25 protein-coding genes and 1 pseudogene are annotated in these 26,827 nt (G+C 60.1%); 10 read left to right on the plus strand and 16 right to left on the minus strand.

Features of this window, described 5'->3' with window-relative positions; translation table 11 throughout:
- Nucleotides 1–15 precede the first annotated feature (15 nt).
- On the minus strand, nucleotides 16–1,440 hold the full coding sequence (locus GKZ67_RS08340; RefSeq protein WP_173241899.1) for a carbohydrate-binding protein: 1,425 nt from the start codon (nucleotides 1,438–1,440) through the stop codon (nucleotides 16–18).
- Between the two features lie 479 nt (nucleotides 1,441–1,919).
- Between GKZ67_RS08340 and GKZ67_RS08345 the strand changes: the two genes are divergently transcribed.
- Together GKZ67_RS08345 and GKZ67_RS08350 are read left to right on the plus strand one after the other, a co-directional pair.
- Nucleotides 1,920–2,615, plus strand: coding sequence for a response regulator transcription factor (locus GKZ67_RS08345; protein WP_151088665.1), 696 nt, complete (start codon nucleotides 1,920–1,922; stop codon nucleotides 2,613–2,615).
- A 101-nt stretch (nucleotides 2,616–2,716) separates the two neighbouring features.
- Nucleotides 2,717–4,099: a sensor histidine kinase gene (locus tag GKZ67_RS08350; RefSeq protein ID WP_173241900.1), complete on the plus strand. Its 1,383-nt coding sequence runs from the start codon at nucleotides 2,717–2,719 to the stop codon at nucleotides 4,097–4,099.
- Between the two features lie 352 nt (nucleotides 4,100–4,451).
- On the opposite strand, the gene GKZ67_RS08355 is transcribed toward GKZ67_RS08350, so the two are convergent.
- The 6 genes from GKZ67_RS08355 to GKZ67_RS08380 form a co-directional block, all read right to left on the minus strand.
- A complete protein-coding gene (locus GKZ67_RS08355) occupies nucleotides 4,452–4,970 on the minus strand; it encodes a hypothetical protein (protein WP_173241901.1) in 519 nt (172 codons plus the stop codon).
- A 216-nt stretch (nucleotides 4,971–5,186) separates the two neighbouring features.
- Nucleotides 5,187–5,657 carry a hypothetical protein gene (locus GKZ67_RS08360; RefSeq protein ID WP_173241902.1) on the minus strand — a complete coding sequence of 157 codons (471 nt, stop codon included), beginning with the start codon at nucleotides 5,655–5,657 and terminating at the stop codon, nucleotides 5,187–5,189.
- A 28-nt stretch (nucleotides 5,658–5,685) separates the two neighbouring features.
- Nucleotides 5,686–6,504 (minus strand): AAA family ATPase, encoded by an 819-nt coding sequence (locus GKZ67_RS08365; protein ID WP_173241903.1) that lies wholly within the window; start codon nucleotides 6,502–6,504, stop codon nucleotides 5,686–5,688.
- Between the two features lie 23 nt (nucleotides 6,505–6,527).
- The gene (locus GKZ67_RS08370) at nucleotides 6,528–6,761 is read right to left on the minus strand and encodes an adenylyltransferase/cytidyltransferase family protein (protein ID WP_173241904.1); all 234 of its coding nucleotides are present in this window, start codon (nucleotides 6,759–6,761) and stop codon (nucleotides 6,528–6,530) included.
- A 117-nt stretch (nucleotides 6,762–6,878) separates the two neighbouring features.
- The gene (locus GKZ67_RS08375) at nucleotides 6,879–7,265 is read right to left on the minus strand and encodes a hypothetical protein (RefSeq protein ID WP_173241905.1); all 387 of its coding nucleotides are present in this window, start codon (nucleotides 7,263–7,265) and stop codon (nucleotides 6,879–6,881) included.
- Nucleotides 7,166–8,686 (minus strand): hypothetical protein, encoded by a 1,521-nt coding sequence (locus GKZ67_RS08380; protein ID WP_173241906.1) that lies wholly within the window; start codon nucleotides 8,684–8,686, stop codon nucleotides 7,166–7,168. Before GKZ67_RS08380 ends, GKZ67_RS08375 begins: the two co-directional genes overlap by 100 nt.
- 1,253 nt (nucleotides 8,687–9,939) lie before the next feature.
- Between GKZ67_RS08380 and GKZ67_RS08385 the strand changes: the two genes are divergently transcribed.
- On the plus strand, nucleotides 9,940–11,421 hold the full coding sequence (locus GKZ67_RS08385; RefSeq protein ID WP_173241907.1) for an APC family permease: 1,482 nt from the start codon (nucleotides 9,940–9,942) through the stop codon (nucleotides 11,419–11,421).
- A 97-nt stretch (nucleotides 11,422–11,518) separates the two neighbouring features.
- Here GKZ67_RS08385 and GKZ67_RS08390 read toward each other — a convergent pair whose 3' ends face one another.
- Together GKZ67_RS08390 and GKZ67_RS08395 are read right to left on the minus strand one after the other, a co-directional pair.
- Nucleotides 11,519–12,166 carry a carboxypeptidase-like regulatory domain-containing protein gene (locus GKZ67_RS08390; RefSeq protein WP_173241908.1) on the minus strand — a complete coding sequence of 216 codons (648 nt, stop codon included), beginning with the start codon at nucleotides 12,164–12,166 and terminating at the stop codon, nucleotides 11,519–11,521.
- Nucleotides 12,167–12,313: 147 nt separating this feature from the next.
- The gene (locus GKZ67_RS08395) at nucleotides 12,314–12,670 is read right to left on the minus strand and encodes a hypothetical protein (RefSeq protein ID WP_173241909.1); all 357 of its coding nucleotides are present in this window, start codon (nucleotides 12,668–12,670) and stop codon (nucleotides 12,314–12,316) included.
- A 277-nt stretch (nucleotides 12,671–12,947) separates the two neighbouring features.
- Here GKZ67_RS08395 and GKZ67_RS08400 point away from each other — a divergent pair, with 277 nt between their 5' ends.
- The 5 genes and pseudogenes from GKZ67_RS08400 to GKZ67_RS08415 all read left to right on the plus strand — a co-directional run.
- A complete protein-coding gene (locus tag GKZ67_RS08400; RefSeq protein WP_173241910.1) occupies nucleotides 12,948–13,181 on the plus strand; it encodes a hypothetical protein in 234 nt (77 codons plus the stop codon).
- A gap of 157 nt (nucleotides 13,182–13,338) precedes the next feature.
- Nucleotides 13,339–14,529: an efflux RND transporter periplasmic adaptor subunit gene (locus GKZ67_RS08405; protein ID WP_173241911.1), complete on the plus strand. Its 1,191-nt coding sequence runs from the start codon at nucleotides 13,339–13,341 to the stop codon at nucleotides 14,527–14,529.
- Nucleotides 14,530–14,611: 82 nt separating this feature from the next.
- On the plus strand, nucleotides 14,612–15,328 hold the full coding sequence (locus GKZ67_RS24520) for an efflux RND transporter permease subunit (protein ID WP_317172276.1): 717 nt from the start codon (nucleotides 14,612–14,614) through the stop codon (nucleotides 15,326–15,328).
- On the plus strand, nucleotides 15,325–18,498 hold the full coding sequence (locus GKZ67_RS08410) for an efflux RND transporter permease subunit (RefSeq protein ID WP_317172277.1): 3,174 nt from the start codon (nucleotides 15,325–15,327) through the stop codon (nucleotides 18,496–18,498). Before GKZ67_RS24520 ends, GKZ67_RS08410 begins: the two co-directional genes overlap by 4 nt.
- 10 nt (nucleotides 18,499–18,508) lie before the next feature.
- Nucleotides 18,509–19,528 (plus strand): annotated as a pseudogene (locus GKZ67_RS08415) (efflux transporter outer membrane subunit); the annotation flags it as partial.
- 238 nt (nucleotides 19,529–19,766) lie between these two features.
- Here the strand turns inward: GKZ67_RS08415 and GKZ67_RS08420 are convergent.
- The 5 genes from GKZ67_RS08420 to GKZ67_RS23305 form a co-directional block, all read right to left on the minus strand.
- On the minus strand, nucleotides 19,767–20,117 hold the full coding sequence (locus GKZ67_RS08420) for a hypothetical protein (protein WP_173241912.1): 351 nt from the start codon (nucleotides 20,115–20,117) through the stop codon (nucleotides 19,767–19,769).
- A gap of 219 nt (nucleotides 20,118–20,336) precedes the next feature.
- Nucleotides 20,337–20,645: a SemiSWEET family sugar transporter gene (locus tag GKZ67_RS08425; RefSeq protein ID WP_173241913.1), complete on the minus strand. Its 309-nt coding sequence runs from the start codon at nucleotides 20,643–20,645 to the stop codon at nucleotides 20,337–20,339.
- A gap of 37 nt (nucleotides 20,646–20,682) precedes the next feature.
- On the minus strand, nucleotides 20,683–21,135 hold the full coding sequence (locus GKZ67_RS08430) for a peroxiredoxin (RefSeq protein ID WP_173241914.1): 453 nt from the start codon (nucleotides 21,133–21,135) through the stop codon (nucleotides 20,683–20,685).
- A gap of 225 nt (nucleotides 21,136–21,360) precedes the next feature.
- Nucleotides 21,361–22,047 (minus strand): alpha/beta hydrolase, encoded by a 687-nt coding sequence (locus tag GKZ67_RS08435; RefSeq protein WP_254245153.1) that lies wholly within the window; start codon nucleotides 22,045–22,047, stop codon nucleotides 21,361–21,363.
- The gene (locus GKZ67_RS23305) at nucleotides 21,951–22,310 is read right to left on the minus strand and encodes a hypothetical protein (RefSeq protein WP_254245154.1); all 360 of its coding nucleotides are present in this window, start codon (nucleotides 22,308–22,310) and stop codon (nucleotides 21,951–21,953) included. The genes GKZ67_RS08435 and GKZ67_RS23305 overlap by 97 nt, the downstream gene beginning before the upstream one ends.
- Nucleotides 22,311–22,395: 85 nt before the next feature.
- On the opposite strand from GKZ67_RS23305, the gene GKZ67_RS08440 reads away from it, so the two are divergent.
- Nucleotides 22,396–24,264, plus strand: coding sequence for a M2 family metallopeptidase (locus GKZ67_RS08440; protein ID WP_173241915.1), 1,869 nt, complete (start codon nucleotides 22,396–22,398; stop codon nucleotides 24,262–24,264).
- Nucleotides 24,265–24,320: 56 nt separating this feature from the next.
- Nucleotides 24,321–25,133, plus strand: a complete 813-nt coding sequence (locus GKZ67_RS08445; RefSeq protein WP_254245155.1) for an alpha/beta hydrolase — start codon at nucleotides 24,321–24,323, stop codon at nucleotides 25,131–25,133.
- Nucleotides 25,134–25,199: 66 nt separating this feature from the next.
- Here GKZ67_RS08445 and GKZ67_RS08450 read toward each other — a convergent pair whose 3' ends face one another.
- Together GKZ67_RS08450 and GKZ67_RS08455 are read right to left on the minus strand one after the other, a co-directional pair.
- On the minus strand, nucleotides 25,200–25,898 hold the full coding sequence (locus GKZ67_RS08450; RefSeq protein ID WP_173241917.1) for a GAF domain-containing protein: 699 nt from the start codon (nucleotides 25,896–25,898) through the stop codon (nucleotides 25,200–25,202).
- Nucleotides 25,899–25,900: 2 nt separating this feature from the next.
- Nucleotides 25,901–26,623 (minus strand): pirin family protein, encoded by a 723-nt coding sequence (locus tag GKZ67_RS08455; protein WP_173241918.1) that lies wholly within the window; start codon nucleotides 26,621–26,623, stop codon nucleotides 25,901–25,903.
- Nucleotides 26,624–26,827: the final 204 nt, after the last annotated feature.

Genomic DNA, 26,827 nt, shown 5'->3' on the forward strand with positions numbered 1-26,827 from the left:
GTAAATAAAAAATATTTACTCTTTACTGAAAGCCTGGCTCACGCGCTGCTGCGTGGGCGTAACAAGCAGCAGCGTATAGCGGCCCGGCCGCAGGCCCGACACGTCGAGCCCGCCAGCGCTGAGGGTGCCCTGCCCGGCCAGGCGGCCCAACGCATCCATTACTTGGTAAGCGCTACCGACGAGCGCTGCCTCGGTTTGCAGGCGCTGGCCGGCCGCCACAGGATTTGGGAAGACGCTGGTGGCTGCCGCGCCGGCCGATGATGCCGTAGCGAGCGTAGAGCGGGCACCTACCGGATTGGTAATCCGTATCCAGTTGATATTCCAGCCGTTGGTTTGGGCAAAGACGCCCAGGTTGTAGGTACCGGCGTTGATGCTTACGGTTTTGGTGACGGTCGTCCAGTTTTGCCAGCCGCCCGTGGCCGGAATAGTCGTATTGCCCAGCTGAACGGAGCCCGCATTCAAATCAGAAGATACCGTGCCCCCACTCGGGCTGGCCACCCGGTAATCGATGGTGTAAGTGCCGGTAACGGGAAAGTTGACATTGTTGAATACCAGGTAGTCGCCGGCATCTACGTAGCCCATGTCCTGGCCGCCCCCGGTGTCGGAGCAGGCTTCGGCTACCATGCCGGAATTAACGTCGGCGGCCTCGGCTTGCAGTGTCCGCGAGGTCCCGGTAGTCGAAGTCACCAGCTGCGATACCCGCACGTAGTCCACGTACATGGTGGCGGGCAGCTTGGAGTCGTCGATGGTCTGGCCGGGCAGGTTACCCCCCACGGCCAGGTTCAGTAAAATAAAGAACGGGTTTTGAAAGGCCTGGGTGTTGCCGGTGCCGTTGGTGATGTCGATAACGCAGTAGGAGGTGCCATCCACAAACCAGGTGATGGCCGTGGGCGTCCATTCTACGCTGTACACGTGCCAGTCGCCGGCCGTGGTGGTCGTGGTTTTGCCATATTGCGCGTGGCCGCCGCTGTACCAGTGCGCAGTGCCATAGATGGTATTATCGGCGTTGATATGCTCCATAATGTCGATTTCGCCGCACTGCGGCCAGCCCACCGAGCTGATATTGCTGCCCATCATCCAAAAGCCCGGCCATAGCCCCTGGCCCAGCGGCAGCTTGATGCGGGCCTCGATACGCCCGTACTTGAAGTCCTTCAGATTCTGGGTTTTCAGGCGGGCCGAGGTGTAGCCGAAGCCGCCGACGCTTTCCTTTTTGGCCGTAATCTGCAGCACCCCATTAACTACGGTGGCATTGGCAGCCTGGTAGTACTCTTTCTCGTTGTTGCCCCAGCCGTTGTTGTTGCCGGTGTCGAACTGCCAGCTTGAGCTGATGCCGTTCGTAAACTCGTCGGCCCAGACCTGCTGGTAGGTTTGGGCCTGGGTAGTGCGGGTGCTGAGCAGCAGCGTAGCCGCGCCCAGCAGGGCAGTAAGGGTATGCCTCATGGTTTGGAAAAGGAATAAAGGGTGGGAATAGAAACGCTTGCCCGCCGCCCAGGAGCGGCTGAAAGTCAAGCAGCTTACCCAAATATCTTCCCTGATGGCGGCTTTAACCAAGCCCTTAAATACCCTTTTTGGCCGGCCAGCCAGCATTTCCGGCGGTGGTTTACACTTACGGCACATGCCGGCCCCGGGCTTTTGCCAGCGGCCGAACACTAGCCCTTGCCCGGCGCAGTGAGTCGGCCGCCGCTAAAAAACAATGTAAAAAATCAGCTTTTGGCAAAAAATTTTCAAGAATTTCTATACTTCCACTTCGGGTGGCAAGCTGCTCGGACGCTTCAGGTTGGCAGACAACCAGGTTCTGCCTAAAAATATTTTTTCAGCTATTTCTTCATCTTCATCAAACAGACAGCTAATCTTCATCTTCATTTAACGGCCTGCGCCCGTATGTTGTACTATTATTCCCTCTTTTCCCTCCCTGCTCCATGCACGTTTTGCTCGTTGAAGACGAAAAAAGCCTCCACCAGGAGGTGCGCCAGTTTCTGACCCAGGCCCAGTACCTGGTCGATTCGGCCTACACCTACGCGGAGGCCTCGGAGAAGCTGTTTGTAAACTCCTACGACTTTGTGCTCCTCGACCTGGGCCTGCCCGGCGGCGATGGCCTCGATTTGCTGCGCGATGCTCGTCAGAGCGAGAAGCAGGAGGCGTCGTTTATTATCCTTACCGCGCGCGGTGCGCTCGACGACCGCATCAAGGGACTCGACCTGGGGGCCGATGACTACTTGCCCAAGCCGTTTTCGCTGCTTGAGCTCACGAGCCGGATGCAGGCCATCACGCGCCGCAAGTTTGGGTTGAAGCGGCCCGAAATCGTTTTTGGCGATGGCTTTGTGCTGGACGTAACGGCCCGTACCGTGCGCTACGGCAGCACGCCCGAAGTGCCCGGCCCCGAGGTGCCGCTCACCAAGAAAGAGTTTGATTTACTGCACTATCTGCTGCTGCACCGGGGCCGCGTGCTCACGCGCCTGCAGCTCGGCGAGCACCTGTGGGGCAATGTGCTGGAAGACGACTCGGACTCGAACTACATCGACGTGCACATCAAGAATGTGCGCAAAAAGCTGGCCCAGTTCGGCTCGGCCGACTTTATCGAAACCGTGCGCGGCATCGGCTACCGGGCAGTGTAAGTTTGAAGCCTGGTTCACGTAGAACGTCATACTGAGCTGCTTCGCAGGCTCAGCATGACGTTCTTTCTATTTGGCCAGCCCCGACTTTTAGTTCCAAATTTATGCGACTCGAAACCAAGCTCGGCCTCTTCAACGGCCTCTCGAAGCTGCTGCTGGTATTGCTGGGAGCCATGCTCATTCCGCCCATTGTGCAGCGGGTGGCGGTGGCCCACACCGACCAGCGCCTGCGCGACAAGCGCCAGGCGCTGCTGCACCTCATCAGCCGCGACGGACTAGCCGTTTTTTTGCGGGCCGAGCGCGATGAGTCTTATGCTGATTATAATATACTAAAACAGGAATATATTACCCTGACGCCGCTGCCGCTCGCCCCGGCCGGCACGATACTCGCGCCAACCGAGCATATTTTTGAGGAGCCCCGGCAGGTTGACAAGCAGATTGAGGACTTCCGGATTCTGAGCTACGTAGCGCCCCTGCAAGTACCCGGTAGCGCGGCTAGCAGCGTCCCGCCCCGGCGCTACCGCCTCGAAATCGGCTCGTCGCTGGCCACCGTCGAGCTGCTCACCACCACGCTGCGGCGGCTGGCCCTGTGGGTGCTGGTGGCCGGCGCGCTCATCACGGTATTTACCGATGCGGCATTTGCGCACTACCTGCTGGGGCCGCTGCGCGAGCTGATTTCGCGCAAGCTGCGCGGCATCCGGCAGCCGGGCGAATTCTCGTTTCAGCGCCTCGATACTGATACCACCGACTTCCGGCGGCTCGACGACTCGCTTTCGGCCCTGATGCGGCAGCTGCAAACCTCATTTGAGAAGGAGCGCGAGTTTATGAGCAACGTGAGCCACGAGCTGCTCACGCCCACCAGCATCTTGCAGTCGCGCTTCGAAAACATGCTCCAGGACCCTACCCTGCCCGAAGCTCACGGCCGCCAGATAGTAGAGTCGCAGCGCACGCTCTACCGCCTGCGCAATACGGTGCGCACGCTGCTGCTTATTGCAAATATAGAGAATGAACAATATTTGCGCGATGCCAGCGTAAGCCTCGCCCAAACGGTGCACGACGTAGCCGAGGAGCTCGATGACCGCCGCCAGCAGCGCGAGATAGGGCTACACATCGACCTCTCGCCCGACCACACAGTGCCCCGTGCCAACGCTACGCTGCTGCATACGCTACTGCGCAACCTGCTCAGCAACGCCATCAAATACAATCACGAAAACGGCCAGATTCGGGTGCTGGGCCACCCTACTGCGGCCGGCGGCTACCAGCTGCGCGTCGAAGACGAAGGCCCCGGCATCGCGGCCGAAAACCTGCCGCTGCTCTTCGACCGTTTCCGGCGCTTTCACGCCACCGGCCCGCAGGCTCCCGAGGGCTACGGCCTGGGCTTGCCGATTGCGCAAACCATCGCCGCCTTTCACCACGCCACGCTCCGGGCCGAGTCGGAAGTAGGTAAGGGCACTGTATTCATTTTAGAATTTGCGCCAGCTGCTTAAGGCAGCATAATATGGAGCATTTCACCACTACTAAAAATGGCCTAAAACTGGCGCGAGTTACGGCTTCGCCTAAACTCGCGCCAGTTTTATTGTGGAGGTTGTACCTCCACTGCCGCGCCAGCGGCAAGCGGCGGCAGCGGCAAGCGGCAAGCGGCGGCAGGGCTGGTAGTAGTGGCACAGCAACGGCTCCTTCTATGGGAGGCACAGCCTCCCCGAAAAAATAGTCACGAGTTACGCTGCGCTAAACTCGCGCCAGTGAAAAGGTAGGTGAAGCGGTAGAGATGCTTCGACAAGCGGACGCCAGATAAGCATGACGTTCTTTTTATTTTAGTCTACTTCCTAAACAGGTTTATTATTTTCTGTTTAATAATCTACTATATCTCTTACAGTTATCCTTATAATCACTTACCCAGCTTTCCAGTGGTTTTCCACTACAAATTGTTTCTCCTTTAAGAATAGATTTTATCATTTTTGAATCCGAAAAGTAAAATCTGGCTTCCATAGCCACAGCCTCAACAGCTGGATTATAGGATGATTTATTTTTTTCGTATTTAAATATCTTTCCCTGAGTATATACGAAAATCAAATTACCATTTTGAAAGTAATATTCAGTAGTATTTATGCAGCTCGAAAGGCCAACCCATTCTACAATTTTCATTAATTGTCCGTCCTTAAAATACCCTGTCAATTGTCCTCCTCCATCGGTTATATTCGGCATAAATGCTTCGTTAGCCAGCGTCTTTTTCGCATAGCCTCCTTGCAGATTTATTTGCTCGACTTCACGCTTAATGCGGACCACTTTATCAATATTCGTTTGACCAAATACTGTTTGAAAAGACAAAACCATCGATACTGCAAGAATCTTTTGCATTGCATTTTAAGAAAAGGCAGTGGCGAACAAAGTTTATTATCCTAGCGCTTCCCGCACCTGCGCTATCCTTTCCGCCATGCTGCCATTGAGTAAAACATAGGGTGGTAGCATGAATAGAAATCAAAAGAAAAATGGGCATGGAAGCACTTTGGGTATAAAATAAATTTAGGAGGTTTACTATTTTAGTATGACGTTCTTTTGAATTTTTACCACTTTCTAAACAGCTTCACAATTACTTTCTAGTTGCTCTAAAAACTCCTGCCTGTCTTCTATTTCGGGCGGAACTGTTATCATCCCTTTGCCAGTTATCTGCGCTAGGAAGCCAGAGATACTTTTATCCCGAATAGAGATTCGTCCATCAGATTTTAATTCGTAGGCAGCTATTTCCCAAGGAATACTGCGCACTACCCTAGCATTTAGTACGTACGATATCTTGTCATCGGTAAGCTCGATTTTATATGTACTCAATAGTTGGCCTAGAGTTTTAGAACCAACATACAGACGTAAAGCTGCCAATGGAATAATACCCAGGGATACTATCACGAAAGTTTTCAAACTATGGTGCGCGAACCTTGGAAATTGAATAGCCATAATAATTAGCCATCCCACAAGCAGCGTTCTAAGCTCCTTGAGCATCGCTCGTTTTTTGAATGAGCTAAGTTTTGTTTGGTCAATCTTATAAATCATTTTACCAGGTTGGTATTTTGGATTCCTGCTAACTATACTTGCTGTCAGCGCCCTTCAGCGCTGACAGCACCTGCGCCACGCGCTCAGCTACGCTACCATCCAGCATAACATAGGGAATTTCCAATACTTCCAGCTGCATCAGAATAGCGCCGTGCTGAAACTGGCGCAGCGCTTCGGGGCCGCGCCAGGCATCCTGCTCGAAGGGGACGGTGGGCATACACACGAAGGTGCGGGCATAGCGCCGGCCGCACACCCGTGCCAGCGCCTGCAAGGCGGGGTCGCAGCGATGAAAATAGTAGTAGGAATAAAGCGCCGTGGTAGCCGCATTGGTATCGCAAACGAGCCAGTCGTGCGCCTGGGGGGCGGCTTCATCTTCCAGCTCCAGCTGGCGGCGGCCGATGTAGAGCAGGTCTTCGTAGACCAGCTCACCGTTTTTTTGCTCGTGCAGCAGGCGTCCGTATTCGGGCACCCACACGGTGCCCAGCGCCTCGGCCAGGGCGGCGGCCAGGGTGGTTTTGCCGCTGCTTTCGGCTCCGAGCAGCACCAGGCGGGGCAGGGCTGCGGGTGGCACCGCGCCGTACTGCGCCGCGATAAAAGGGTGAAGCAGGGACAAAGCGTTATCCTCCACTGGTGTATTACCAGCCAATGCAGCACGAAGCCGGGTACCGCTGACGGGCACCTGCTGCCGGGCGATATCGACCAGCACATATGCCGCCCCCAGGTGTTCGGCAAAGCCGAAACCATAGGCTTCGCTGCTGAACACTACCTCGATGCGGTAGCCGTGGTGCGCCAGCCACTGCCCGATAAAAGCGCGGTGGGTATGGTCGTCGGCGGTGTCGGGCGGCACGCCGTCGGTGCCCGCCGTGAGGGCTATAATATGGAGCGGCGTGGCGCCAATGCGCGGACCCTGGGCGTAGTCGTCGCCGCGATACAGCTCGCGCAGCCAGGCCGCCCGCTCGGGGCGGGGTGCGCCGGGTCGTCGGGGTTGGCATACACGAGCACGAGCAGCTCGGCTACCTGGGCAGCGGCCGTTTCGAGCAGTAGCTGATGGCCCTGGTGCGGGGGCCAGAACTTGCCTACGACGAGGCCAAGGGAGAAAGGCATGAGTGGAAGGTAGCCAAAGCTTTTGCTTGCCAGCGTGGAGGCGGGTGAAAGTGGCGCAAACTACAACGCCCCGCCTGGTAGCGCGCGCCGGCTTCGTCCGCCACGGCGGGTGCAGCCTTAGGGCCGCGCTACCTCATCGCGGCGCAGCTCGCGGCGCAGTAGCCGCAGCAGCTGATAGCGCTGGTGGGCCGCATCATAGCGCAGGGCCACGCCCGTGCCGGTGCTGGGCCACACGCCGGCCGCGCCGGGGCTGCCGGCACCGGCGCCCAGTGCACGGCCCTGGCCGTCGAACAACGAAACCTGCCCTGGCTGCGGCTCGGAGAGGGCCAGTACCTGCCCTCCGCCCGTGCTACCGAAGTCGAACCACTGCACCGGCTTGGGACCGGAGGTAAGCAGCTGGCGGCTCAGCAGCGGCACCACCCCGGTGGGGCTGAATACATCGAGCTGGCCGCCATCCTGGCGCACCACCACAAACGAGCCGGCACGGCCCTCGGCCTCCGGCACCAGCCGGAAGCTGGCCGTACGGCTCCAGGTAGCCACCCGCCGGCGGACTGTGATGTCGCCGCTGAGGGTAATGGTAAGCAGTTCGCCGTGCTGATTGACAACCCGCAGCTGGCTGCGGGCCAGGGTACTACCGGCCGTAGTGAGCAGTGGTCCTTCGAGCCGCGCCCCGGCGCTGACGGGAAAGCCCGGAAAGCGCCCCCCGCCTGGTCGAAGGCATACACGTAGCCGTTGCGCAGGGCGGCCACTACCACGTCGCGGCCCCCTACGGTAAGCAGGACCGGCGGGCCGGCCAGGGGTGCTTCGAGCCGGTGGGGCCAGCCGGGGTAGCGGCGGCCATTGGTATCAAACAGCAGCAGGTCGTTGGCCGTTGTGGCCACCAGCACCCTGGAAGACGTGCCCGCCGCTACGGCGGCAATGGCAGCGGTATCGGGCAGGTTGAAGGGAAAGCCGGCCGCCTCCCGGCCATCGACCGGGCTAAGCCAGTGGAGGCGGTGCGCCGTGGCCAGCAGCAGCCGCCCGCGCAGCAGGCGCGGCCCGGAACCGACTACGGGGCCGGGCAGGGTATCGACCCACGCCCGGTTGGTAGTGCCGGCGGGCAGCAGGCGCAGCTGCCCCAGCGAGTCGGCCACTACGATGGGAGAAGCCAGCGAGCCATCGGCGGTTGGCACGGCGGGCAGCAGCACCGGCTGGCCGGCCAGCACGGCGCGGAAACGCAGGCGCGCGCTACTACCCGCCGCGGCTGAGTCGGGCGTAAGGGCCTGGCCAGGACGGCGCAGTACCAGCTGCGCAAAATACTGGCTGCCGGGCTCAAAGGCCGCCCGAAGCTCCTCGGCGGGCTGCTCGGGCGGCACCAGCTGCCAGGCTACCTGCGAAAAGTAGCGCAGTAAGCTTTCGTTGCGCAGCAGGCCGGCCCGGCGCTCTTCGGCCAGGTTGCCGAGCAGGGCATTCCAGCCCTGGCGCACATCGGCCAGCAGGGTGAGGCGGGCCAGCGGCAGCGTTTGCTGCAGCAGCGCCACCTGCGTGGCCGAACGGCTCCAAACCTGCCCGGCCGCTACCTCGGCGAGGTAGGCGCGCAGGCCAGCAGTATCGCTCAGCACCAGGTAGCTGCCAACCATCACTGTACTAAATGACGCGGCAGGCTCGCCCGCGGGCCGGGCCGCCGCTAACGGTCCCAAGAGCTGGTCGGCGGCGAAGCCTGCCTCGTACTGCTCAAAGGACCCCACCTTGCTGAATGCCGGCGAAGCCCCGCCCAGGCGGCGCAGCCGGGCCAGCCACCGGGCCGTATGGCCCGGCACCCGGCTGCGCACCAGCCACAGCCGCACGGGCACCACTCCGGGCGCGGGCGCCGCCAGGTAAGCCAGGGTAGCACCTGGCGTAAGGGAAGCGCGCAGGCTGTCGAGGACCTGCCGGGTGGCCCGCACCGTATCGGCGGCTGCGGCCGGGGCCGGGCCAGCTGCCCGGCCACGGCTACCACCAGGGCCGTGCGCAGGGGCAGCACATCGGCAAGTGCGCGCAAGGGCTGGGCAGGCTGGCCGCGCAGCTGCTGCTGCCAGGAGTTGGCGGCAGTTTCGGGGTTGGCAAAGCCGGTGAGCGTAAGCTGGCCGGGCCCGAATTTCAGGCCCAGCAGGCCTTCGTGAGCCAGCACCAGGGCCTGGTCGAGCAAGGCGTGGGTACCCGGCTGAAAAAGCACATCGAGCAGCCCCGGCAGCCGGCGAAAGTTAACGAGCAGGGTAGCATCCACATCGCGCAGGCGCAGCAGGTCGGTAGTGCCGAAGCCCGCGTGCACGGTCGGCGAGTCGGGGTGGCGCAGGCGATTGACCACGGCCTCCACGAGCGGCGCGCAGGTGCTCATCAGCAAGTGGTTGCGGTAATTGAGCACCGTAAGCCGGCCGCCCTGCCGGTCCGTCAGCTCTTGCAGCTCATAGCCCTCGTAGGTGCGGGTACCCAAGGTGTAGCGCGGGCCGCGCCCCAGCGTTTCGAGCAGGCCCCGCGCCTGCCGGTACTCGCGCACATTGGCCAGCGGCACCTGATAGAGCGCATCGACCTGCCCCGGCCCGGTGAGGTGCAGCGAGGTCAGCACCAGCTTGCGGCCCAGCAGGGCCAGCAAGCCGCGCTGCCGGCCCGCGAGCGGGCTTACAGGCCGCCCGCCGTTGTCGAGGCTGTCGGCCAGGGCCAGCTGACCGGCTACCTGCTGAAAATATCTGACGCCGGTAATATTGTCCCACACGCCGGCCTCCTGCAGGTGCTGCACCAGGGCGGCATGGTCGCGGGTGGCCAGCACCAGCACCGCGTCGTCGGGCACCAGGGCGTAGGGGTCAATGGGCCGGGCGGCCAGCGTGCGGCGGTAATAGACGTAGGTAGCCAGCGAAAGCAGCACTACCACCGCTACCAACAGGGCCAGAAGCTTGCGGGACATGCGGCAAAAGTAGGCGGCCGGGCCCCAAGCTACCCTACTTCAGCAATGCAAACGGACCAGCAGGCGGGTAGGTAGCTCTTTTTACACCCTCCGCTCTGTGGGGCAGGCTAAGCTCGTGAAAAGACGCAGAAGCGTAGCAGGCACCGCCCCAAAAAGCATAAAAAACGCAGGCAAAAGCTGGAGCAGCCTGCCCAGTTGCTGGCAGTATCAGACGTGGTGCCGTTTCTTTGGCAAAAAACTGCCCATACCCCTGCTTTTATGGCCGAAACCCTCCCTCCCTCCTCTACCGACGCTGCGCCCGGCCACTTCCGCCGCGCCCTTACGCTGTTCGATGCCGTGATGCTCGTGACGGGCTCCATGATTGGCTCGGGCATCTTCCTCGTGTCGGCCGATATTGCCCGGCAGGTGGGCTCGGCGGGCTGGCTGCTGGTAGTATGGCTGCTCACGGGCCTCATCACCATGGCCGGCGCTATCAGCTATGGCGAGCTGGCGGCCATGTTCCCCAAAGTGGGCGGGCAGTATGTCTACCTGCGCGAAGCTTTCGGCAAGCTGGTGGCTTTTCTGTATGGTTGGACGCTTTTCCTCGTGATTCAGACCGGCGTAATTGCCGCCGTAGCCGTAGCTTTCGCCAAGTTTACGGGCGTGCTTCGGCCCTGGTTCTCCGTTAAAAACGTGCTGTTCAGCATCGGGCCGTTTCCGTTCAGCTCGGTGCAGCTGCTGGCCATTCTGCTCATCGTGGGCATCACGGCCATTAATGCGCGTGGGGTGCGGGCCGGCAAGCTTATTCAGAATGTGCTGAGCTCGACCAAGCTCGTGGCGCTGGCACTGCTTATTCTCTTCGGCCTGTTTCTGGGCCTGAATGCCGACGCCGTGCAGGCCAATTTCCACGACCTGTGGCACGCCACGCGCTCACCGGCACCGGGGGCTACCGGCGGCATCGTGCCGCTGGGCACTGGCAGCCTGGTTATCGCCATTGGCATGGCCATGACCGGCTCGCTGTTCTCGTCCGACTCGTGGAACAACATTGGCTTCGCGGGCGAGGAAATTCAGAATCCCGAGCGCACGCTGGTGCGCAGCATGGCCCTGGGCACCGCCATCGTCACGGCCCTCTATATTTTAATTAACGTGGTGTACCTGCTGGTGCTCCCGCTTAAAGGCTCGCCCGAGGCCGCGACGCTGGCCGGCCGCGGCATTCAGTACGCCGCCGACGACCGCGTGGCTACCGCCGTGGCCGAGTCGGTGATGGGCACGGCCGGCGCATACGTGCTGGCTATCCTTATCATGCTTAGCACCTTCGGGGCCAACAACGGCATTATTCTCAGTGGCGCCCGAGCCTATTATGCAATGGCCCAAGACGGTCTGTTTTTTCCCTCCCTGGCCACGCTCAACAAGGCCGGCGTACCCGGCCGGGCGCTGTGGGCCCAGTGCCTGTGGGCCTGCCTGCTGTGCCTGAGCGGCAGCTACGGGCAGCTGCTCAACTACGTTATGTTTTCGGTTATCCTGTTTTACCTCATCACGATAATCGGCATTTTTGTGCTGCGCCGCACCCGGCCCGACGCACCCCGCCCCTACCGCGCCTGGGGCTACCCGGTGCTGCCCGGCCTCTACGTGGTATTGGCTTCGGCCTTCTGCGTTATCCTGCTCATCGCGCCCGATACGGCCGAATATTCGCGCTACGGCCTGGGCCTGGTAGCGCTGGGGCTGCCGGTGTACTGGCTGTTTCGCCAGCGGCTGCGGTAAGCAGTGACCAAGCTACAAGCTAAAAAGACAGTAGTCTGCCTCTTAACTTGTAGCTTGGTCGCAGTGTGCTGACCTGGAAGCCGCAGCAGCTTTTTTCCTACTGCCGGCCACGGCGGCCGGCTTTTTTGCTGCTGGGTGAGGGCAGCAGCGTAACCGTCAGGGGCTGGCCATCGCGGCTGCTGATGGTTTCGTCTTCGTAGCCTCCGTAGCCGATTAGAAAGGTATTTTCGCCATTGGGTACTTCCAGCGTGTAGCTGCCGTTGGCGTCGGTGCTGGTGCCTTTACTGCTGCCGCGCAACAGCACGGTAGCTCCAACCAGGGGCCGGCCATTTTCGTCGAGCACCCGCCCGGCCTGGGTGCGCGTAGCCGGCACCGCCGGAGCGGCTACCAGCTCGGGGGCCGGGGCCGGCGCCGGGGCGGCTTCGGCCACTACCGGTGCGGGCAGCGGCGCCACGGGCTTTATTACCCGCGGCTTAGCAAGCTTCACTTTTAGCTGCTCTTTCACGGTGGCCGCCTTAGGAGTGGCTGCCACCGGAGCCGGCAGCGGGGCCGCGACGTTCGTTAAGGCGGGGGCAGTGGTGGCCGGCGCAGTAGCGGCGGTGTCCGGGGTGTGGCTGCAGCCCGCCAGGCCGGCCGCCAGCAGCAGGCTGGCAAGGCCCCGCCCCCAGCGGAGGGAAGGCTGGGCTGGCAGAAGAAAAAGCGGCTTCAGGACCGATAAACTTGTTGCAGTAAAAACAGAATTCATTGTGAAGAACAAATAAGGTGCGGCAAGATAAGCGGCGCCTTCACAACGACAAGCAGCTAAATGCCTTTTCTATAAAAGCCGGCATCCTGGCCCCCGGCGGGGAGGCCGGCAGCCAGGATGCCTGAGGGGTTCAATATTAAATAACTACTATTTACTGGTATCGTCCTGAGGCCGCAGTACCGAGCCGCTGGTGTGGTTGTCGCCCAGCTTCTGCTCGTGCATCCGCACGCCCTCTCCCTGCTCGTCGAGCTCGTAGCTGCCTTCTTCCGTGAAGCCGGGACCCTGGGCCTGCTCGCCGGCGGAGGTGTGGTTATTCCCACCCTGCGGCTCGGTTTCGGAGCCCCCAATGTGCAGGTTGGCCAGCTGGTCTTTCTGGTCGCTACGCTGGGTGTAGCCATTGGCGCCAACGTTGCGGTGGGCCGTAGCATCGTCGCTGGCTTTGTTGTTGCTCTGGTCTTGCTGGTAATCGTGCTGCCGGGCCAGCTCCTCGTTGCCCGGACCCACGCTATTGGTAGGGTTCTGATTCGGGCATCCTTCTGCTGGCCGTTAGGAGCTGCCTTAGCAGCATCTTCTTCGAAAAGCTCGTCGCTGAGTATCATAAAAATCGGGGTGGGTAAGTACTAAATTTGAGCGATGAAATCACGGCGGCCGTTGGTGCCGGACCACCGCACACCGGCAGGCATCGGTCCGGGGTTGTACGCGTGGCCCGGACCTAAGTTTGGCCCCGCCCGCAGCGGCGGCAGTTTCTTTGTGCCGGCCCTGCCGCTTTTTTGCCTTGCTTATGGATTTTACCAAGCTCTATCGCCCCAGCCGATTCAACTCCTGGCAGTTTATCGCCTTCACCGGCCTGCTAATGAGCGGCGGGGCCGAGCTGCTTATTCGCTACCTGGTGCGCCGGCCGCTACCCGCCGGCTACGGCTGGCTCTATCTGTGCTGGGCCACCCTGTTCGTAGCAGGCGCCCTGGTCAACCTGTTTGGCAAGCCCCCGGAGCCGGGGCATCATCACCATCACTAAATGAGCGGCTGGTGGGGAAATAGTCTTTCTTCTCCTTTGCCTGATAACTCTGCACTGGCCATCGGACGTATAGCGGTGTCTGCCGGGGTGGTTGGCGGCTTCGTCTTTTAGCCGGCGAGCGGCCCGACCCGGCGCTACGGCTTTACGTTCTATACGCATGACTACTCGATTACCAGGCCTCGCGGCCGGGCTGCTGGCACTACTGAGCGTGGCGGCCTGCGGCTCTAAAAAAGACACTTCTGCTACGGATGGCAAGGGCGGCAAAGGAGGCAAGGATGGCGGCCCCCAGCCCATCAAAGACTATCCCGTACTGGTGGTGCGGCCCGATACGGTTACGCTTTTCCAGGATTATCCGGCCACGATTCAGGGACAGCAGAACGTCGAGATTCGGCCCAAGGTAGATGGCTTTGTCGAAGCTATCTACGTAGATGAGGGGGCCAGCGTGCGCAAGGGCCAGAAGCTGTTTCACATCAGCGCCCCGCAGTATGAGCAGGCCGTTCGCACGGCGCAGGCCGGCATCAAAACCGCCCAGGCCGACGTGGATGCCGCCCGCATGGGGGTAAACAAGGTGCAGCCGCTGGTAGCCCGCAATATTATCAGCAAGTATGAGCTGGAGGGTGCCCAATACACCCTGGAATCGAAGGTGGCGGCCTTGGCGCAGGCCCAGGCTACCCTGTCCAATGCCAATACCAATCTGGCTTATACTACCATTACGAGTCCGGTAACCGGCATCATGGGCTCGATTCCGAATAAAATCGGCAGCCTGGTGAGCAGCACCTCCACCGACCCGCTCACTACTATATCGAGTATTGGCAATGTTTATGCCTACTTCTCGCTCAGCGAGAAAGCGTTGCTCAACTTTGCCCGCCGCCGCCCCGGCAATACGCTGCAAGACAAGCTGGCCCACGTGCCCGATGTGCGCCTGGTGCTGGCCGATGGCAGCGTGTATCCGTACACCGGCCGCGTCGAAACGGCTATCGGTCAGATAAATACCGAAACCGGGGCCAGTAGCTTCCGAGCTACGTTTCCCAACCCGCAGGGCTTGTTGCGTAGCGGCAGCAGTGGCTCGGTGCGCACGATGCAACCCATGCAAAATGCGCTTATCATCCCGCAAAGTGCCACCTACGAGCTTCAGGGTAAGCGCTTTGCCTACGTAGTGGGCCAGGATACGGCGGCCCACGCAGTAGCGCTCACGGTAGTGCCCACGCCCGACGGAACCTCCTTCGTGGTGCAAAAGGGCCTGAAGGCCGGTCAGCGCGTGGTGCTGGAAGGCATCAGCGGGCTGAAGGAAGGCATGAAAATCAGGCCGAAAGTGGTGAAGAAAGCCCGGACCGATATGGCGGGGTAGGGTTCAGTTAACGGCGAACCGGCACTGGCTCACTGGCAGGGTCCCGTTAACTGCTAAAGGCTACTTGTTAAATGAGATTTCTATGCTAAAAATATTCATCGAGCGCCCCGTGCTCTCCACCGTTATCTCGGTTATTATCGTGCTGCTGGGCGTGCTGGGGCTGCTGTCGCTGCCCATAGCGCAGTACCCCGATATCTCGCCGCCCACGGTGCAGGTGTCGGCCAGCTACGCGGGAGCCAACGCCGACGTGGTGCTCAAAAGCGTGCTGGTGCCGCTCGAAGAGCAGATAAACGGCGTGGAGGGCATGACGTACATGACCTCTTCGGCCACCAATACCGGCTCGGGCTCTATTCAGGTGTACTTCAACGTGGGCACCAACCCCGACCAGGCGGCCGTGGATGTGCAGAACCGCGTGGCCAGCGCCACCAGTCTGCTGCCGCAGGAAGTAACCCTGGCCGGCGTAACTGTACGCAAGCAGCAGAGCAGCAACCTGTTGATTTTTGCGCTCTACAGCGATAACCCGGCCTACGACCAGACCTTTCTGCAGAACTACGCGCTCATCAACATTGTGCCCCAGCTCCAGCGGGTAAATGGTGTAGGGGCGGCCAATGCCTTCGGCTCGCGCAACTACGCCATGCGCGTGTGGCTCAAGCCCGACGTGATGGCTATCTACGGCCTCACGCCCGCCGATATTACGGCCGCGCTGGCCGACCAGAACGTGGAGGCCGCCCCGGGCAGTTTGGCCAGAACAGCGACCAGAGCTTTCAGTACGTTATTAAGTACACCGGCAAGCTGGTGACGGAAGAGCAGTTTGGCAACATTGTGCTCAAGGGTACCTCGCAGGGCCAGCTGCTGCACCTCAAAGATGTGGCCCGCATTGAGCTGGGCGCGCAGGACTACGCCAGCAACAGCGCCACGTTTGGCAAGCCTTCGGTGGGCATCTCGGTGAACCAGACGCCGGGCTCCAACGCCCGCGATGTTATCCAGAAGTCAATAGCCGTGCTGGCTACCGCCGAGAAGTCGTTTCCGGCCGGCATTCACTACACCAACCTGGTGAATATCAACGACTTTCTGGATGCCTCCATCGACAAGGTACTCCACACGCTGTTCGAGTGCTTTGCGCTGGTGTTCCTGGTAATTTTTATCTTCCTGCAGGATTTTCGCTCCACTATTATTCACGGCGTGTCGGTGCCGGTATCGATTATTGGCACCTTCTTCTTCCTCAAGGTTTTTGGCTATAGTATCAATCTACTAACGCTCTTTGCCCTGGTGCTGGCTATCGGCATTGTGGTCGACGATGCGATTGTGGTGGTTGAGGCCGTGCACGCTAAGCTTGAAAGCGGCTATACCTCGCCGCGAAGGGCGGCCATCGACGCCATGAGCGAGATAACCGGCGCTATTGTGAGTATCACGCTGGTGATGGCGGCGGTGTTTTTACCGGTTACGTTTATTACCGGCTCGGTGGGCGTGTTCTACAAGCAGTTTGGTATTACGCTGGCGGTAGCCATTCTGATTTCGGCTATCAATGCCCTGACGCTTTGCCCGGCGCTGGCTGCCCTTTTCCTGCTGCCGCCCAACCACGAAGAAGCGAAAAACGCGCCCAAAAAGACGCTCATGCAGCGCTTTAGTATTTCGTTTAACGCGGCCTACGACGCGCTGGTAGCCAAGTATACACGAGTAGTAGAGTTTCTGATGGGCCGCAAGTGGCTGGCCCTAATTGGGGTGGCCGGCTTTGCGGCAGGGCTCTACGTGCTGATGACGAGCACCCCGAGCAGCTTCGTGCCCAACGAGGACATGGGCACCATCTTCGTCAACGTAAGCCTGCCGCCAGCCTCTACCCTGGAGCGCACCACGGCCGTGAATAACGAGGTCGATAGCCTGATTCGGAAGATTCCGGCGGTGCTGGGCACGCTGCGCATCACGGGCCAGAACTTCCTGGCGGGCCAGGGCAGCGCCTACGGCATGGTCATCGTGCGCCTCAAGCCCTGGGACCAGCGCAAGGACATGAACAACGAGGCGGTTATCAAAAAGATAAGCCAGCTGACGGCGCACATCCGGGCCGGTGATATCCGCAGCAACTCGCAGCCGACCATCACGGGCTTTGGGCAAACGGGCGGCTTCACGTTTCAGCTCCAGGACCGGGGCGGGCATACCACGGCCGAGTTTTACAAGGTGGCGCAGGACTTTCTGGCGGCCCTCAACCAGCGGCCCGAGATTCAATATGCGTCTACGGCTTTCAACCCTGGCTTTCCGCAGTATGAGCTGAGCATCAACGTGGCCAAGGTGAAAGAGGCGGGCCTGACCGAAGCCAATATTCTGAATGCCATGCAGGTGTACTACGGCGGCTCGTACGCATCCAACTTCAACCAGTTTGGCAAGCAGTACCGGGTGATGGTGCAGGCCGACAGCAGCTACCGCGCTAGTCCGGCGGGGTTGAACAAGATATTCGTGCGCAATGCCACCGGGGCCATGGCGCCCATCACCGAATTTGTTACGCTGAAGCGCGTTTTCGGCCCCGAAAGCTTGTCGCGCTTCAACCTGTTTACGGCCATCTCGGTCAACGGCTCGCCCAAGGAGGGTGTCAGTTCGGGGCAGGCGCTGGTAGCCATTCAGGAAGTAGCGGCGCAAAAGCTGCCGGCCGGCTACGGCTTCGAGTTTTCGGGCATCAGCCGCGAAGAGCAGGGCAGCGGCAAGCAGTCGCTCTACATCTTTGCGCTCTCGCTGGTATTTGTGTACTTGCTGCTGAGCGCGCAGTACGAAAGCTACATCCTGCCGTTTGCGGTGCTACTTTCCATTCCCATTGGCCTGAGCGGCACCTATCTGTTTGCCAAGCTATTCGGCATCGACAATAACATCTACCTGCAGATTTCGGTGATTATGCTCATCGGGCTGCTGGCCAAGAACGCCATTCTGATAATTGAATTTTCGCTGTCGCGCCGGCGCGGAGGCGGCATGAGTATCACCGAAGCCGCGCTGGAAGGGGCCAAAGCCCGCCTGCGCCCGATTCTGATGACCTCCTTCGCCTTTGTGTTTGGCCTGATGCCGCTGCTGTTTGCGAGCGGCGCGGGCGCCAACGGTAACAAGAGCATCGGGGCGGGTGCTATCGGCGGCATGCTGTTTGGCACGCTGGTCGGGGTATTCTTTGTCCCGGTGCTGTTCATGATTTTTGAAGGCTTGCAGGAAAGCATCAGTGGCCCACCCAAGACCCAGGCGCAGATAGAGCAGGAAGAAGCGGAGGGTGGCGCCCCCCCAAAGAAGCCAGCGAGAAGAAGCCGGACGAGCAAAAGCCGGAAGAAAAACCCGCGCCGCAGCCCGCAATGGCTTAGCCCCGGCTCCCCATGGCCAGCACCCGGCGGCCCGGCGGCCGCGTATAAGCCTCAGAATTACCTCCTAATGACCTGCACTAATTTATATCGGCTATCCTTGTCCGGGCTTTTGCTCGCAGCCAGCAGCTGCGGCATCCTGCACCCCTATAGCCGGCCCGATACCGCCACTACCGGCCTCTACCGCGACGCGGCTACCACCGATACGACCACTCTGGCCTCGCGGCCCTGGCAGCAGCTGTATACCGACCCCCAGCTGCAAAAGCTTATTACGGAGGGCCTGGCCAACAACCGCAACCTACAAGTAGCCGACGCCCGCATTGCCCAGGCCCAGGCGCTCTTAGCTCAAAGCCGGGCTGCTTTTCTGCCTAGCCTCAACGGGCGGGCCACTACTACCCTCTCGCGGGTAGGCGGCGCTTTTGTAGGCACCAGTACTGGTAGCAGCACAACCACTACTGGTGGTACTACCGGAGGTACTACAGGCGGCACCACGGGGGCGGCACTACCGGTGGGGGCACTACTGGCGGTGGTACCACGGGCGGCGGCACCACGGGTGGTGGCACTACTACCGGCGGCGGCACTACTGGTGGCACTACTACGGGCGGTACCACCAGCGGCACTACTACTACCGACCAGTCTATCGTGACGGGGGCGGCGCGGCCCACCAATACCTGCTGGGCCTGAGCAGCAGCTGGGAGGCTGATGTGTGGGGCAAGCTCCGCAGCACCAAGCGTTCGTACGCGGCCTATGTGCTCCAGAGCGAGGCCTACCGGCGCGTGGTGCTCACGCAGCTTATCGCCGATATTGCCGATAACTACTATTCGCTGCTGGCGCTCGATGCCCAGCTCGAAATCACCCGCCAGACGGTCCAGAACCGCATCCAGGACGTGGAGGTGATGAAGCTGCTGCTGGAAGGCGACGTGGTAACCGGCGCGGCCGTCGTGCAGAGCGAGGCGCAGCGCTACGCCGTGGAAGTCACGATTCCGGACCTGGAACGCAACATCCGCGAAACCGAAAACCTGCTGGCTACGCTGCTGGGCCGCACACCCGGCCCTATTGAGCGCGGCACGCTGGCCGGGCAGGATGCTTCGCCAGCCCTGCTGACGGGCGTGCCCGGCCAGCTGCTGCGCAACCGCCCCGACGTGCAGCAGGCCGAGTATACGTTTGAGTCGACCTTCGAGCAAACCAACGCGGCGCGGACTTACTTCTACCCCAGCTTTACCATTACGGCCAACGGCGGCCTCACCAGCACGACTATCCAGAACCTGTTCTCGCCCACGGCCATCTTCGCCAGCGTGGTGGGCGGCCTTGCCCAGCCCGTGTTCAACCAGGGCATCAACCGCCTGCGGCTGGCTCGCTCGCAAGCCTTGCAGCAGGAATACCTATACACGTATCAGCAAACGATGTTCACGGCCGGGCAGGAGGTTTCCAACGCCCTCTTTGCCTACCAGAGCGCCACTGAAAAAGCCCGTATTCGGGCCCAGCAGCTCGATGCGCTCAATAAAGCCGTGGACTACACCCACGAGCTGCTGCGCGCCGGCTTCGCCAACTATACCGAGGTGCTCACGGCCCAGCAGAGCCTGCTGCAAGCCCAGCTTAGCGGCGTAAACGACCAGTTGCAGCAGCGACAGGCCGTAACCAACCTCTACCACGCGCTGGGTGGCGGCTGGCGGTAGTCAGGCTTTGCTTGCTGAGGGGCAGAACAGAATTTTCAGTGGTATTTAAAAACGCCAACTTTGCAGTAAGCTCCACTGGGGAAATCTTTACATAATGGCCGCTTCTCGGACAAGTCTTGGAAAAGTAGTGGGGTTGAACTGCCCGCCGGGGCGCGGCCGGCGGGCTACTTTGGGGAGGAGGGCAAATGTGCGGCATTTCCAAGACACTTCCCATTATACCTTTCCTAAACCGACCGCCCTAATTTTTAGACAAGCGCTCAATACGCACAAATTCAACCCGCTTGCCTGGGCGTTTTCGGTATTCTAGTACCTCCCGGCCAGGGCAAAATTCTTCGAATGTGAACGAAGGATTACTCTCGACAATAGCTTCTTTGATGCCATCACGGTTTAAATCCCTGAAGTAAAGCTCGCCGTAGTCCGCACCGATGCTTGGTCCAAGCGCGAAGCGGTGGTCGCTTGCCAGTACCGGGCTAAAGGTTACATACCGGTCTCCCGCACCTGGGTAGTCTTTGACCCATTCGACGCCCTCGTAAGGATTGCGGGAGGCAGAAGTAAAGTATAGGCTCACCACAACCAGCAGCGTGGCCAACAATAAGTATTTTAAAATGTGCCTTTTCATCTTGCTAGGGGAGCATGGTTAGTGCTGGCAAAACTGCTACGCAAATCAGACTGGCTACAAGTCAGAGCACTACACGGCTTCCCCTTAGAACGTCTAATCAAATAGTAATTCAGGTAGGCACTGTAGCTTTTACGTGTTGCAAACCACCATTTCTAACACGTAAACCCACCTTTACCAAGTGGCTCCCACTTACCCTTTCGGCGCGGGCAGGGGCTTTTCGGGCTCGCCCAACTGCCGGAAATAATGCTTGAAAAACACCAGTAACAGGGTGAAAAACAGATTTATGCCGTTGCCGAATAATATGGGCGTATTGTGCTCATAGGCACCGTATACCAGCCAGAGTATCATGCTACTGGCTCCCACGGCCAGCATCGGCCCGCTCAGGCCATTGGCTGAGCGCGTTTGCCAGGTATGGACTACCTGCGGAAAAAACGTAAGGGCCGATAGCGCGGCGGCTACCAGCCCAATATCGCTGATGAGGGTGGCGGAAGGCTGCATAGCTGCCTGATACGCAAGCCAGCGCTTCTGGATAGTGCTACACCAGCCCGCGCAGCACTTCCTTGGTATTGCTCACGTGGTCGGTTGCGCCACCTAGCGAATTAAATATATAGGCAATTTTACCTTCTTTGTCAATCACAAACGTGACGCGGCCGGGCAGCAGGCCCAGCAGCGCACGCGGCACCTCGTACTGCTTGCGCAATTGCCCGCCCGTATCGGCCAGCAGCGGAAAAGGCAGGCGATGCTTCTGGCTGAATTTCTGGTGTGAAGCCTCGCTATCGGAGCTGACGCCCACTACTACGGCCCCCAAATCCAGGAAATCAGCATACTGGTCGCGGAAGGCGCAGGCCTCGGCCGTGCAGCCGGGCGTATCGTCTTTGGGATAGAAATAAAGCACTACGGGCTTCCCACGCTGGGCAGCCAGGTGAAACGTGTCGCCCTTATCCGTAGGAAGGGTAAAGTCGGGAGCCTGATTGCCGAGCTGGAGCATTTTTTCAGTGAACAGTGAGTAGTGAGTAGTGAGTAAGGAACAGGTAGAATGTCTATTGTTCACTACTAGCGCACATTTCAGGTTAGGGTGCGGGGCGGGCTGCCGGCTTTTTCGCCGGCTGTCCGCTCGTCGTTCGCGCCACTTGTTCTGACGAAGAGCGGACAGCCGGCAAAAAGCCGGCAGCCCGCGCCAACCCATCTGTACCCGACCCGAAATGTGCGCTAACTACCTCGTCAGCCAGCCGTTGGCATCCATCCAATTCTGGAGGCGGTCCATCCACTGGTCTTTGGTAGTCTTGTTGTTCAGACCAAAGCCGTGGCCGCCATGGGGGTAGATGTGCAGCTCGGCGGGCACGCCGTGGCGGCGCAAGGCCTGGTAAAACACCAGGCTGTTCTGGACGGGCACCGTTTTGTCGTCCTCGGCGTGCACGATAAAGGTGGGCGGCGTCTGGGCACTCACGTTCAGCTCGGCCGAGTAGTGGCGCACCTGCTCAGGGCTGGGCGTGGTACCGAGCAGATTATCACGCGAATTTTTGTGCATGAGGCTGTCCGTGAAGCTAATAACCGGATAAAGCAGCACCAGAAACGCCGGGCGTACCGACACAGAGCCGGGGTTATCGCCCACGGGGCGGGCAAAGTGCGTGCCCGCCGTAGCCGCCAGGTGGCCGCCGGCCGAGAAGCCCATCAGGCCAATGCGCTCCGGATTAAGATTATACTTGGGCGCCAGCTGACGCACCAGGCGCAGCGCCTGCTGCACATCGAGCAGCGGGGCAATGGTTTTATCGGGCTGGCTCTGGGCATTGGGCAGGCGGTATTTTAGCACAAAGGCCGCCACGCCCAGCTCGTTGAGGCGCTTGGCCACGTCGTAGCCCTCGTGGTCGATGGCCAGCCGCCCGTAACCCCGCCGGGGCAAATAATAACCGACGTGCCAGTGGCCTTGGCCCGGTCGGGTATAAAGACCGTCAGCGTGGGCTGAATAACGTTGGAGATGCGCACGCCCACGCTCTCCGTCACGCTCGTCTCCTGCACCTGGCTGGGCTTGGAATCGGGGATGGAGCCGCTGTAGAGCGGCAACACCGGCGCGGCCGTACCGGTGGCAGTTGCCTGTGCCCAAAGATTGGTAGCTGTTGTCAGGCTCAGTAAACCTACGGTCAGCAGCAGAGAAGTATTTTTCATAAACGAGCAATTAAGTTGGGAAGGTACGCGGCAATAGTGCCGGGGCAGGGAGGCGCAGCAGGCGCTTGCCTCCTACCTTTCGGGCATGAAAACGCGCTATTCCGAATTTCGTTTTGCCCGGCCCTGGCCGGTGCTGGCGGCGCTGCTTACTGCCTGCGCGCCGACGGCTAAGCTGCCGACGGTCGCGACGGTCGCCGCGCCGGTTGCCCCCGCCACCCCGGCTCTGCCCGACTACCGCGCCCAGGCCGACCAGTTTTTGACCCGGTACACGGCCGAGTACGTGCGGCTCTACACGCAGTCAAGCGAGGCCGAGTGGACCAGCAACACCCACATCGTGCCCGGCGACACCACCAACGCCGGCCGCACCAGCCGCGCCAACGAGCGCATGGCTGCCTTCGCCGGCAGCACCGACAATATTAAGGAATTACGCTATTTACTAACCCACAAAGACCAGCTTACCCCGCTGCAGGTCAAGCAGCTCGAAACGGCGCTCTACAACGCCGCCAACTCGCCCCAGACCGTGGCCGACCTAGTAAAGCGCCGCATTAAGGCCGAAGCGGCGCAGACCGAAAAGCTCTACGGCTACGATTATAAATACGCGGGCAAGAGCGTGACGACCAATGATATTGACGCGCTGCTGCGCACCGAAACCAGCTTACCGAAGCGCCAGCAAATCTGGGAGGCGAGCAAGGCTATCGGCCCCACGCTCAAGGAAGGTCTGCTCAACCTGCGCGACCTGCGCAACCAGACCGTGCAGGCACTCGGCTACGCCGATTTTTTCGCGTATCAGGCCAGCGACTACGGCCTCACGCGCGAGGAAATGATGCAGCTCGTGCGCCAGCTCAACACCGAGCTGCGCCCGCTCTACCGCGAGCTGCACACCTACGCCCGCTACGAGCTGGCCAAAAAATACCACGCCAAACAGGTGCCCGACTACCTGCCCGCCGACTGGCTGCCCAACCGCTGGGGCCAGGATTGGGGCAGCCTGGTAACGGTAAAAGGCATTAACCTCGACGCGGCCATCGCTAAAAAAGGCTCTGAATGGCCCGTAAAGCAGGCCGAGCGCTTCTACCAGAGTCTGGGATTCCCGGCGCTGCCGGCCAGCTTTTACGAGAAAAGCAGCCTCTACCCGCTGCCCGCCGGCACACCTTACAAAAAGAACAACCACGCCTCGGCCTGGCACATCGACCTCCAGCACGACGTGCGCAGCCTGATGAGCGTGGAGCCCAATACCGAATGGTACGAAACGACCCACCACGAGCTGGGCCACATCTATTACTACCTCACCTACACCAACCCCGATGTGCCGCCGCTGCTGCGCCAGGGCGCCAACCGTGCCTACCACGAGGCGCTGGGCAGCATGATGGGCCTGGCCGCCCAGCAAAAGCCATTTTTGGTGGGCCTGGGACTGATTGATGCTAAAACCCAGACCGACCAGACCCAGCAATTGCTGAAAGAGGCGCTGCAATACGTGCCGTTTATCCCGTTTGCCTCGGGCGTGATGAGCGAATGGGAGAATGCTTTTTATGCCGAAAACCTGCCCGCCGACCAGCTCAACGCCAAATGGTGGGCGCTCTGCAAGCAGTACCAGGGCATGGTACCGCCCACTCCGCGCGGCGAAAACTACCTCGACCCCGCCACCAAAACCCACATCAACGACGACCCGGCCCAGTACTACGACTACGCCCTGAGCTACATCATTTTATTTCAGCTGCATGACCACATTGCACGCAAAATACTGCACCAGGACCCGCACGCCACCAACTACTACGGCAGCCAGGAAGTCGGCCAGTTTCTGCAGGATATTATGCGGCCCGGCAGCAGCCGCGACTGGCGCACGGTGCTTAAGGAGAAAACCGGCGAAGACCTCTCGGCCCGCGCAATGGTGGCCTACTTCCAGCCACTGATGGCGTATTTGCAGGAGCAGAACAAGGGCCGTAAATACACGATGTGATGCCCGCAAAACTTCTGCGTAAAGCCCAACCCCGCAGCTGGAAAGTCTGTTTCCACTTGCTGCTATATGTCCTGACAGCTCACTGCGCCGGTGCCCAGGCGTTGCCGGCCGCCGCCCCGCTGTGCATCGGCGAAACGTTCACGCTCAATTCAAAAGTGCTGGGCGAAACCCGACGCCTTAACGTGTACCTGCCGCCCGTGTACCGCGATTCGGCCAACGTGCGGCTGCCGGTTTTATACATGCCCGACGGCGGCCTGGCCGAAGATTTTCTGCACGTAGCGGGCCTGGTGCAAGTATCGGTCGGCAACGGCACTATGCGCCCATTTATATTGGTCGGCATCGAAAACACGGCCCGGCGGCGCGACCTCACCGGACCGACTACCAATGCGCAAGACCAGAAAATAGCCCCCGTTGTGGGTGGCTCGGCCGTGTTTCGCCAGTTTATTCGCCGCGAATTGATGCCAGCCGTGCGCCAGCGCTACCGCACCACGCCCGAAACGGCCATCGTGGGCGAGTCGCTGGCCGGGCTGTTTGTGGTTGAAACGCTGCTACTGGAGCCCGACTTATTCGATACTTACCTGGCGTTCGACCCCAGCCTGTGGTGGAACGATGGGCAGCTTACCAAGCAAGCGGCCCGTAGCATACCGGCCTACCGCGGCCCCGCTAAAACACTGTACCTGTCCACTAGCAGCCAGGGCGATACGGCGGCTACTGCCCGGCTCGCCAGCCTTATAGCGCTGGCTAATCGCCCCCTAACCTGCTACTACGAGCCGCTGCCGGCCGAAACGCACGCCACTATTTATCATCCGGCTGCGCTACGGGGTTTTCGAAAGGTTTTAAAGCCCCGGCCAGCACCCGCTGGGAAGTAACAGAGAGCCTCAACAGAAAAGGTCAGCCAATAAAGCTGACCTTTTCTGTTGAGGCGAAATTATATATTAACCCAGCCGGCTATCCAGCACCTGCGCCACGCTTTCCAGCCGCTTATGAATCGCTTGGGCTATTTCCTCATCTTCTAGGTCAATGCCTTGGTTACTGGTATTCAGGTAGCGGGTCAGAGTTGAGTTTTCATCCAGCGCCTTCGCCAGCTCCCGTTGGGCAGCTTCCCACTCGACGGGCCGCCCGGTGGTAATGTAGCGGTAGCGCAGCTCGATAGTCTGGCTCACCAGGCCCGCCATCTGGAGCAGCAGGTCGGCTTCGGCAGCCGAGAAGCCCCGCTCCTCTTTGCCAATAACGGCCAGCATTCCCAGGCGCGAGTCGTCTGCTGCCACCAGGGCCGCCCCGGCGTAGAAATTGAGCCCAAGGGCCTGCGCCACATCGGGCCGAATGAGCTGGCAGCTCTCGGGCTTGTAGTCTGACACTACCACCGGCGTATTGGCCAAAATAGCCGCCGAGCACATACTCTCGTTGCGCACCAGGCCGGGCGCGGTTGCTCCCACAATGGCTTTAAACCACACGTAGTCGGCGTCAACCAGCGAGATAAGCGCGACGGGCACGCCAAAAAGCTGTGCGGCCAGTGCCACGTAGTCGTCAAAAATCGCCTCGGGCGTAGTATTAACAATCTGGTATTGATGCAGCGTACGCAAACGCGCCGGGTCGTGCTCCGGCACCAGCGAATCGGGGAAAATCGGGTTCATTTTCAATAGTTTGCCTCGCTACCGGGCAGGTCAATCAGAATAAACTGGGCGTCTTTCTTGGCTTCGATTTCGAGCACGTCCTCGGCGTCGATGCGCGCCTGGTCGTTTGGCCCCAGCTCGGTGCCATTCACGAATATACTGCCCTGCTTTACATAGATAAAAGTTAATCTGATAGGAAAGGTCTTAAACGTCAGCTTTTTGCCGCAGTCGAGGTTGCTCCAGTAGATGGTGCTGTTTGAGTTCATATACACCACGTCTTCGAGCACGCGCTGGCCCGTCACGAGCGGCACCAGCTCATTTTTTTTGCTTTTCAGAAAGCCCAGGTCTTTCTGCTCGTAGCTGGGCGCGAGCCCCTTCTGGCTGGGAATAAACCAGAGCTGATACAGGTGCAGGGGCTTATCCTGGCGGTTCATCTCGCTGTGGGCCACGCCCGTACCAGCCGTCATGCGCTGCACCTCGCCGGCCGGAATGGCCGTGCGGTTGCCCATGGTATCCTCGTGGCTGACTTCGCCCTCCAGCACCAGGGTCACGATTTCCATCTCGGAGTGCGGGTGTTGCGGAAAGCCGTTTTGCGGGGCCACGGTATCGTCGTTAAACACGCGCAATGGCCCAAAATGCATGTTATTCCGGTCGAAGTAGTCGGCAAACGAGAATAGAAAATACGAGCTGAGCCAGGCAGCGGGAGCAGCGTGGTAGCGGTCGGCGGCGGAAATGTAGGCGAGCATGGGCCAGATGGGAAAAGGCGTTTGAGAAAGCGTAGAAAGGTGCGGCGCGAAAGTAATGGGCTTAAAACTGTGAAGGAGCTACCGGGGTTGCCCGTACCGCAGCCGGGCAGTAGTGGCAGGCTAAGAACCTATCCCTTTTTTATCCAAAAATAAGCTTTACTAAGCCGCTGAATCAGCCGCAAACGTTTGTGGGAATGCCGACGG

Origin of the sequence: Hymenobacter sp. BRD67, assembly GCF_013256425.1 — a bacterium.
Lineage (GTDB): Bacteria > Bacteroidota > Bacteroidia > Cytophagales > Hymenobacteraceae > Hymenobacter.

Excerpts from the sequence above, each read along its gene's own strand:
- GKZ67_RS08340 (WP_173241899.1), bottom strand. The coding sequence starts at position 1,440 with ATGAGGCATACCCTTACTGCCCTGCTGGGCGCGGCTACGCTGCTGCTC.
- GKZ67_RS08345 (WP_151088665.1), top strand. The coding sequence starts at position 1,920 with ATGCACGTTTTGCTCGTTGAAGACGAAAAAAGCCTCCACCAGGAGGTG.
- GKZ67_RS08350 (WP_173241900.1), top strand. The coding sequence starts at position 2,717 with ATGCGACTCGAAACCAAGCTCGGCCTCTTCAACGGCCTCTCGAAGCTG.
- GKZ67_RS08355 (WP_173241901.1), bottom strand. The coding sequence starts at position 4,970 with ATGCAAAAGATTCTTGCAGTATCGATGGTTTTGTCTTTTCAAACAGTA.
- GKZ67_RS08360 (WP_173241902.1), bottom strand. The coding sequence starts at position 5,657 with ATGATTTATAAGATTGACCAAACAAAACTTAGCTCATTCAAAAAACGA.
- GKZ67_RS08370 (WP_173241904.1), bottom strand. The coding sequence starts at position 6,761 with ATGCCTTTCTCCCTTGGCCTCGTCGTAGGCAAGTTCTGGCCCCCGCAC.
- GKZ67_RS08385 (WP_173241907.1), top strand. The coding sequence starts at position 9,940 with ATGGCCGAAACCCTCCCTCCCTCCTCTACCGACGCTGCGCCCGGCCAC.
- GKZ67_RS08390 (WP_173241908.1), bottom strand. The coding sequence starts at position 12,166 with ATGAATTCTGTTTTTACTGCAACAAGTTTATCGGTCCTGAAGCCGCTT.
- GKZ67_RS08400 (WP_173241910.1), top strand. The coding sequence starts at position 12,948 with ATGGATTTTACCAAGCTCTATCGCCCCAGCCGATTCAACTCCTGGCAG.
- GKZ67_RS08405 (WP_173241911.1), top strand. The coding sequence starts at position 13,339 with ATGACTACTCGATTACCAGGCCTCGCGGCCGGGCTGCTGGCACTACTG.
- GKZ67_RS24520 (WP_317172276.1), top strand. The coding sequence starts at position 14,612 with ATGCTAAAAATATTCATCGAGCGCCCCGTGCTCTCCACCGTTATCTCG.
- GKZ67_RS08425 (WP_173241913.1), bottom strand. The coding sequence starts at position 20,645 with ATGCAGCCTTCCGCCACCCTCATCAGCGATATTGGGCTGGTAGCCGCC.
- GKZ67_RS08430 (WP_173241914.1), bottom strand. The coding sequence starts at position 21,135 with ATGCTCCAGCTCGGCAATCAGGCTCCCGACTTTACCCTTCCTACGGAT.
- GKZ67_RS23305 (WP_254245154.1), bottom strand. The coding sequence starts at position 22,310 with ATGAAAAATACTTCTCTGCTGCTGACCGTAGGTTTACTGAGCCTGACA.
- GKZ67_RS08440 (WP_173241915.1), top strand. The coding sequence starts at position 22,396 with ATGAAAACGCGCTATTCCGAATTTCGTTTTGCCCGGCCCTGGCCGGTG.
- GKZ67_RS08450 (WP_173241917.1), bottom strand. The coding sequence starts at position 25,898 with ATGAACCCGATTTTCCCCGATTCGCTGGTGCCGGAGCACGACCCGGCG.
- GKZ67_RS08455 (WP_173241918.1), bottom strand. The coding sequence starts at position 26,623 with ATGCTCGCCTACATTTCCGCCGCCGACCGCTACCACGCTGCTCCCGCT.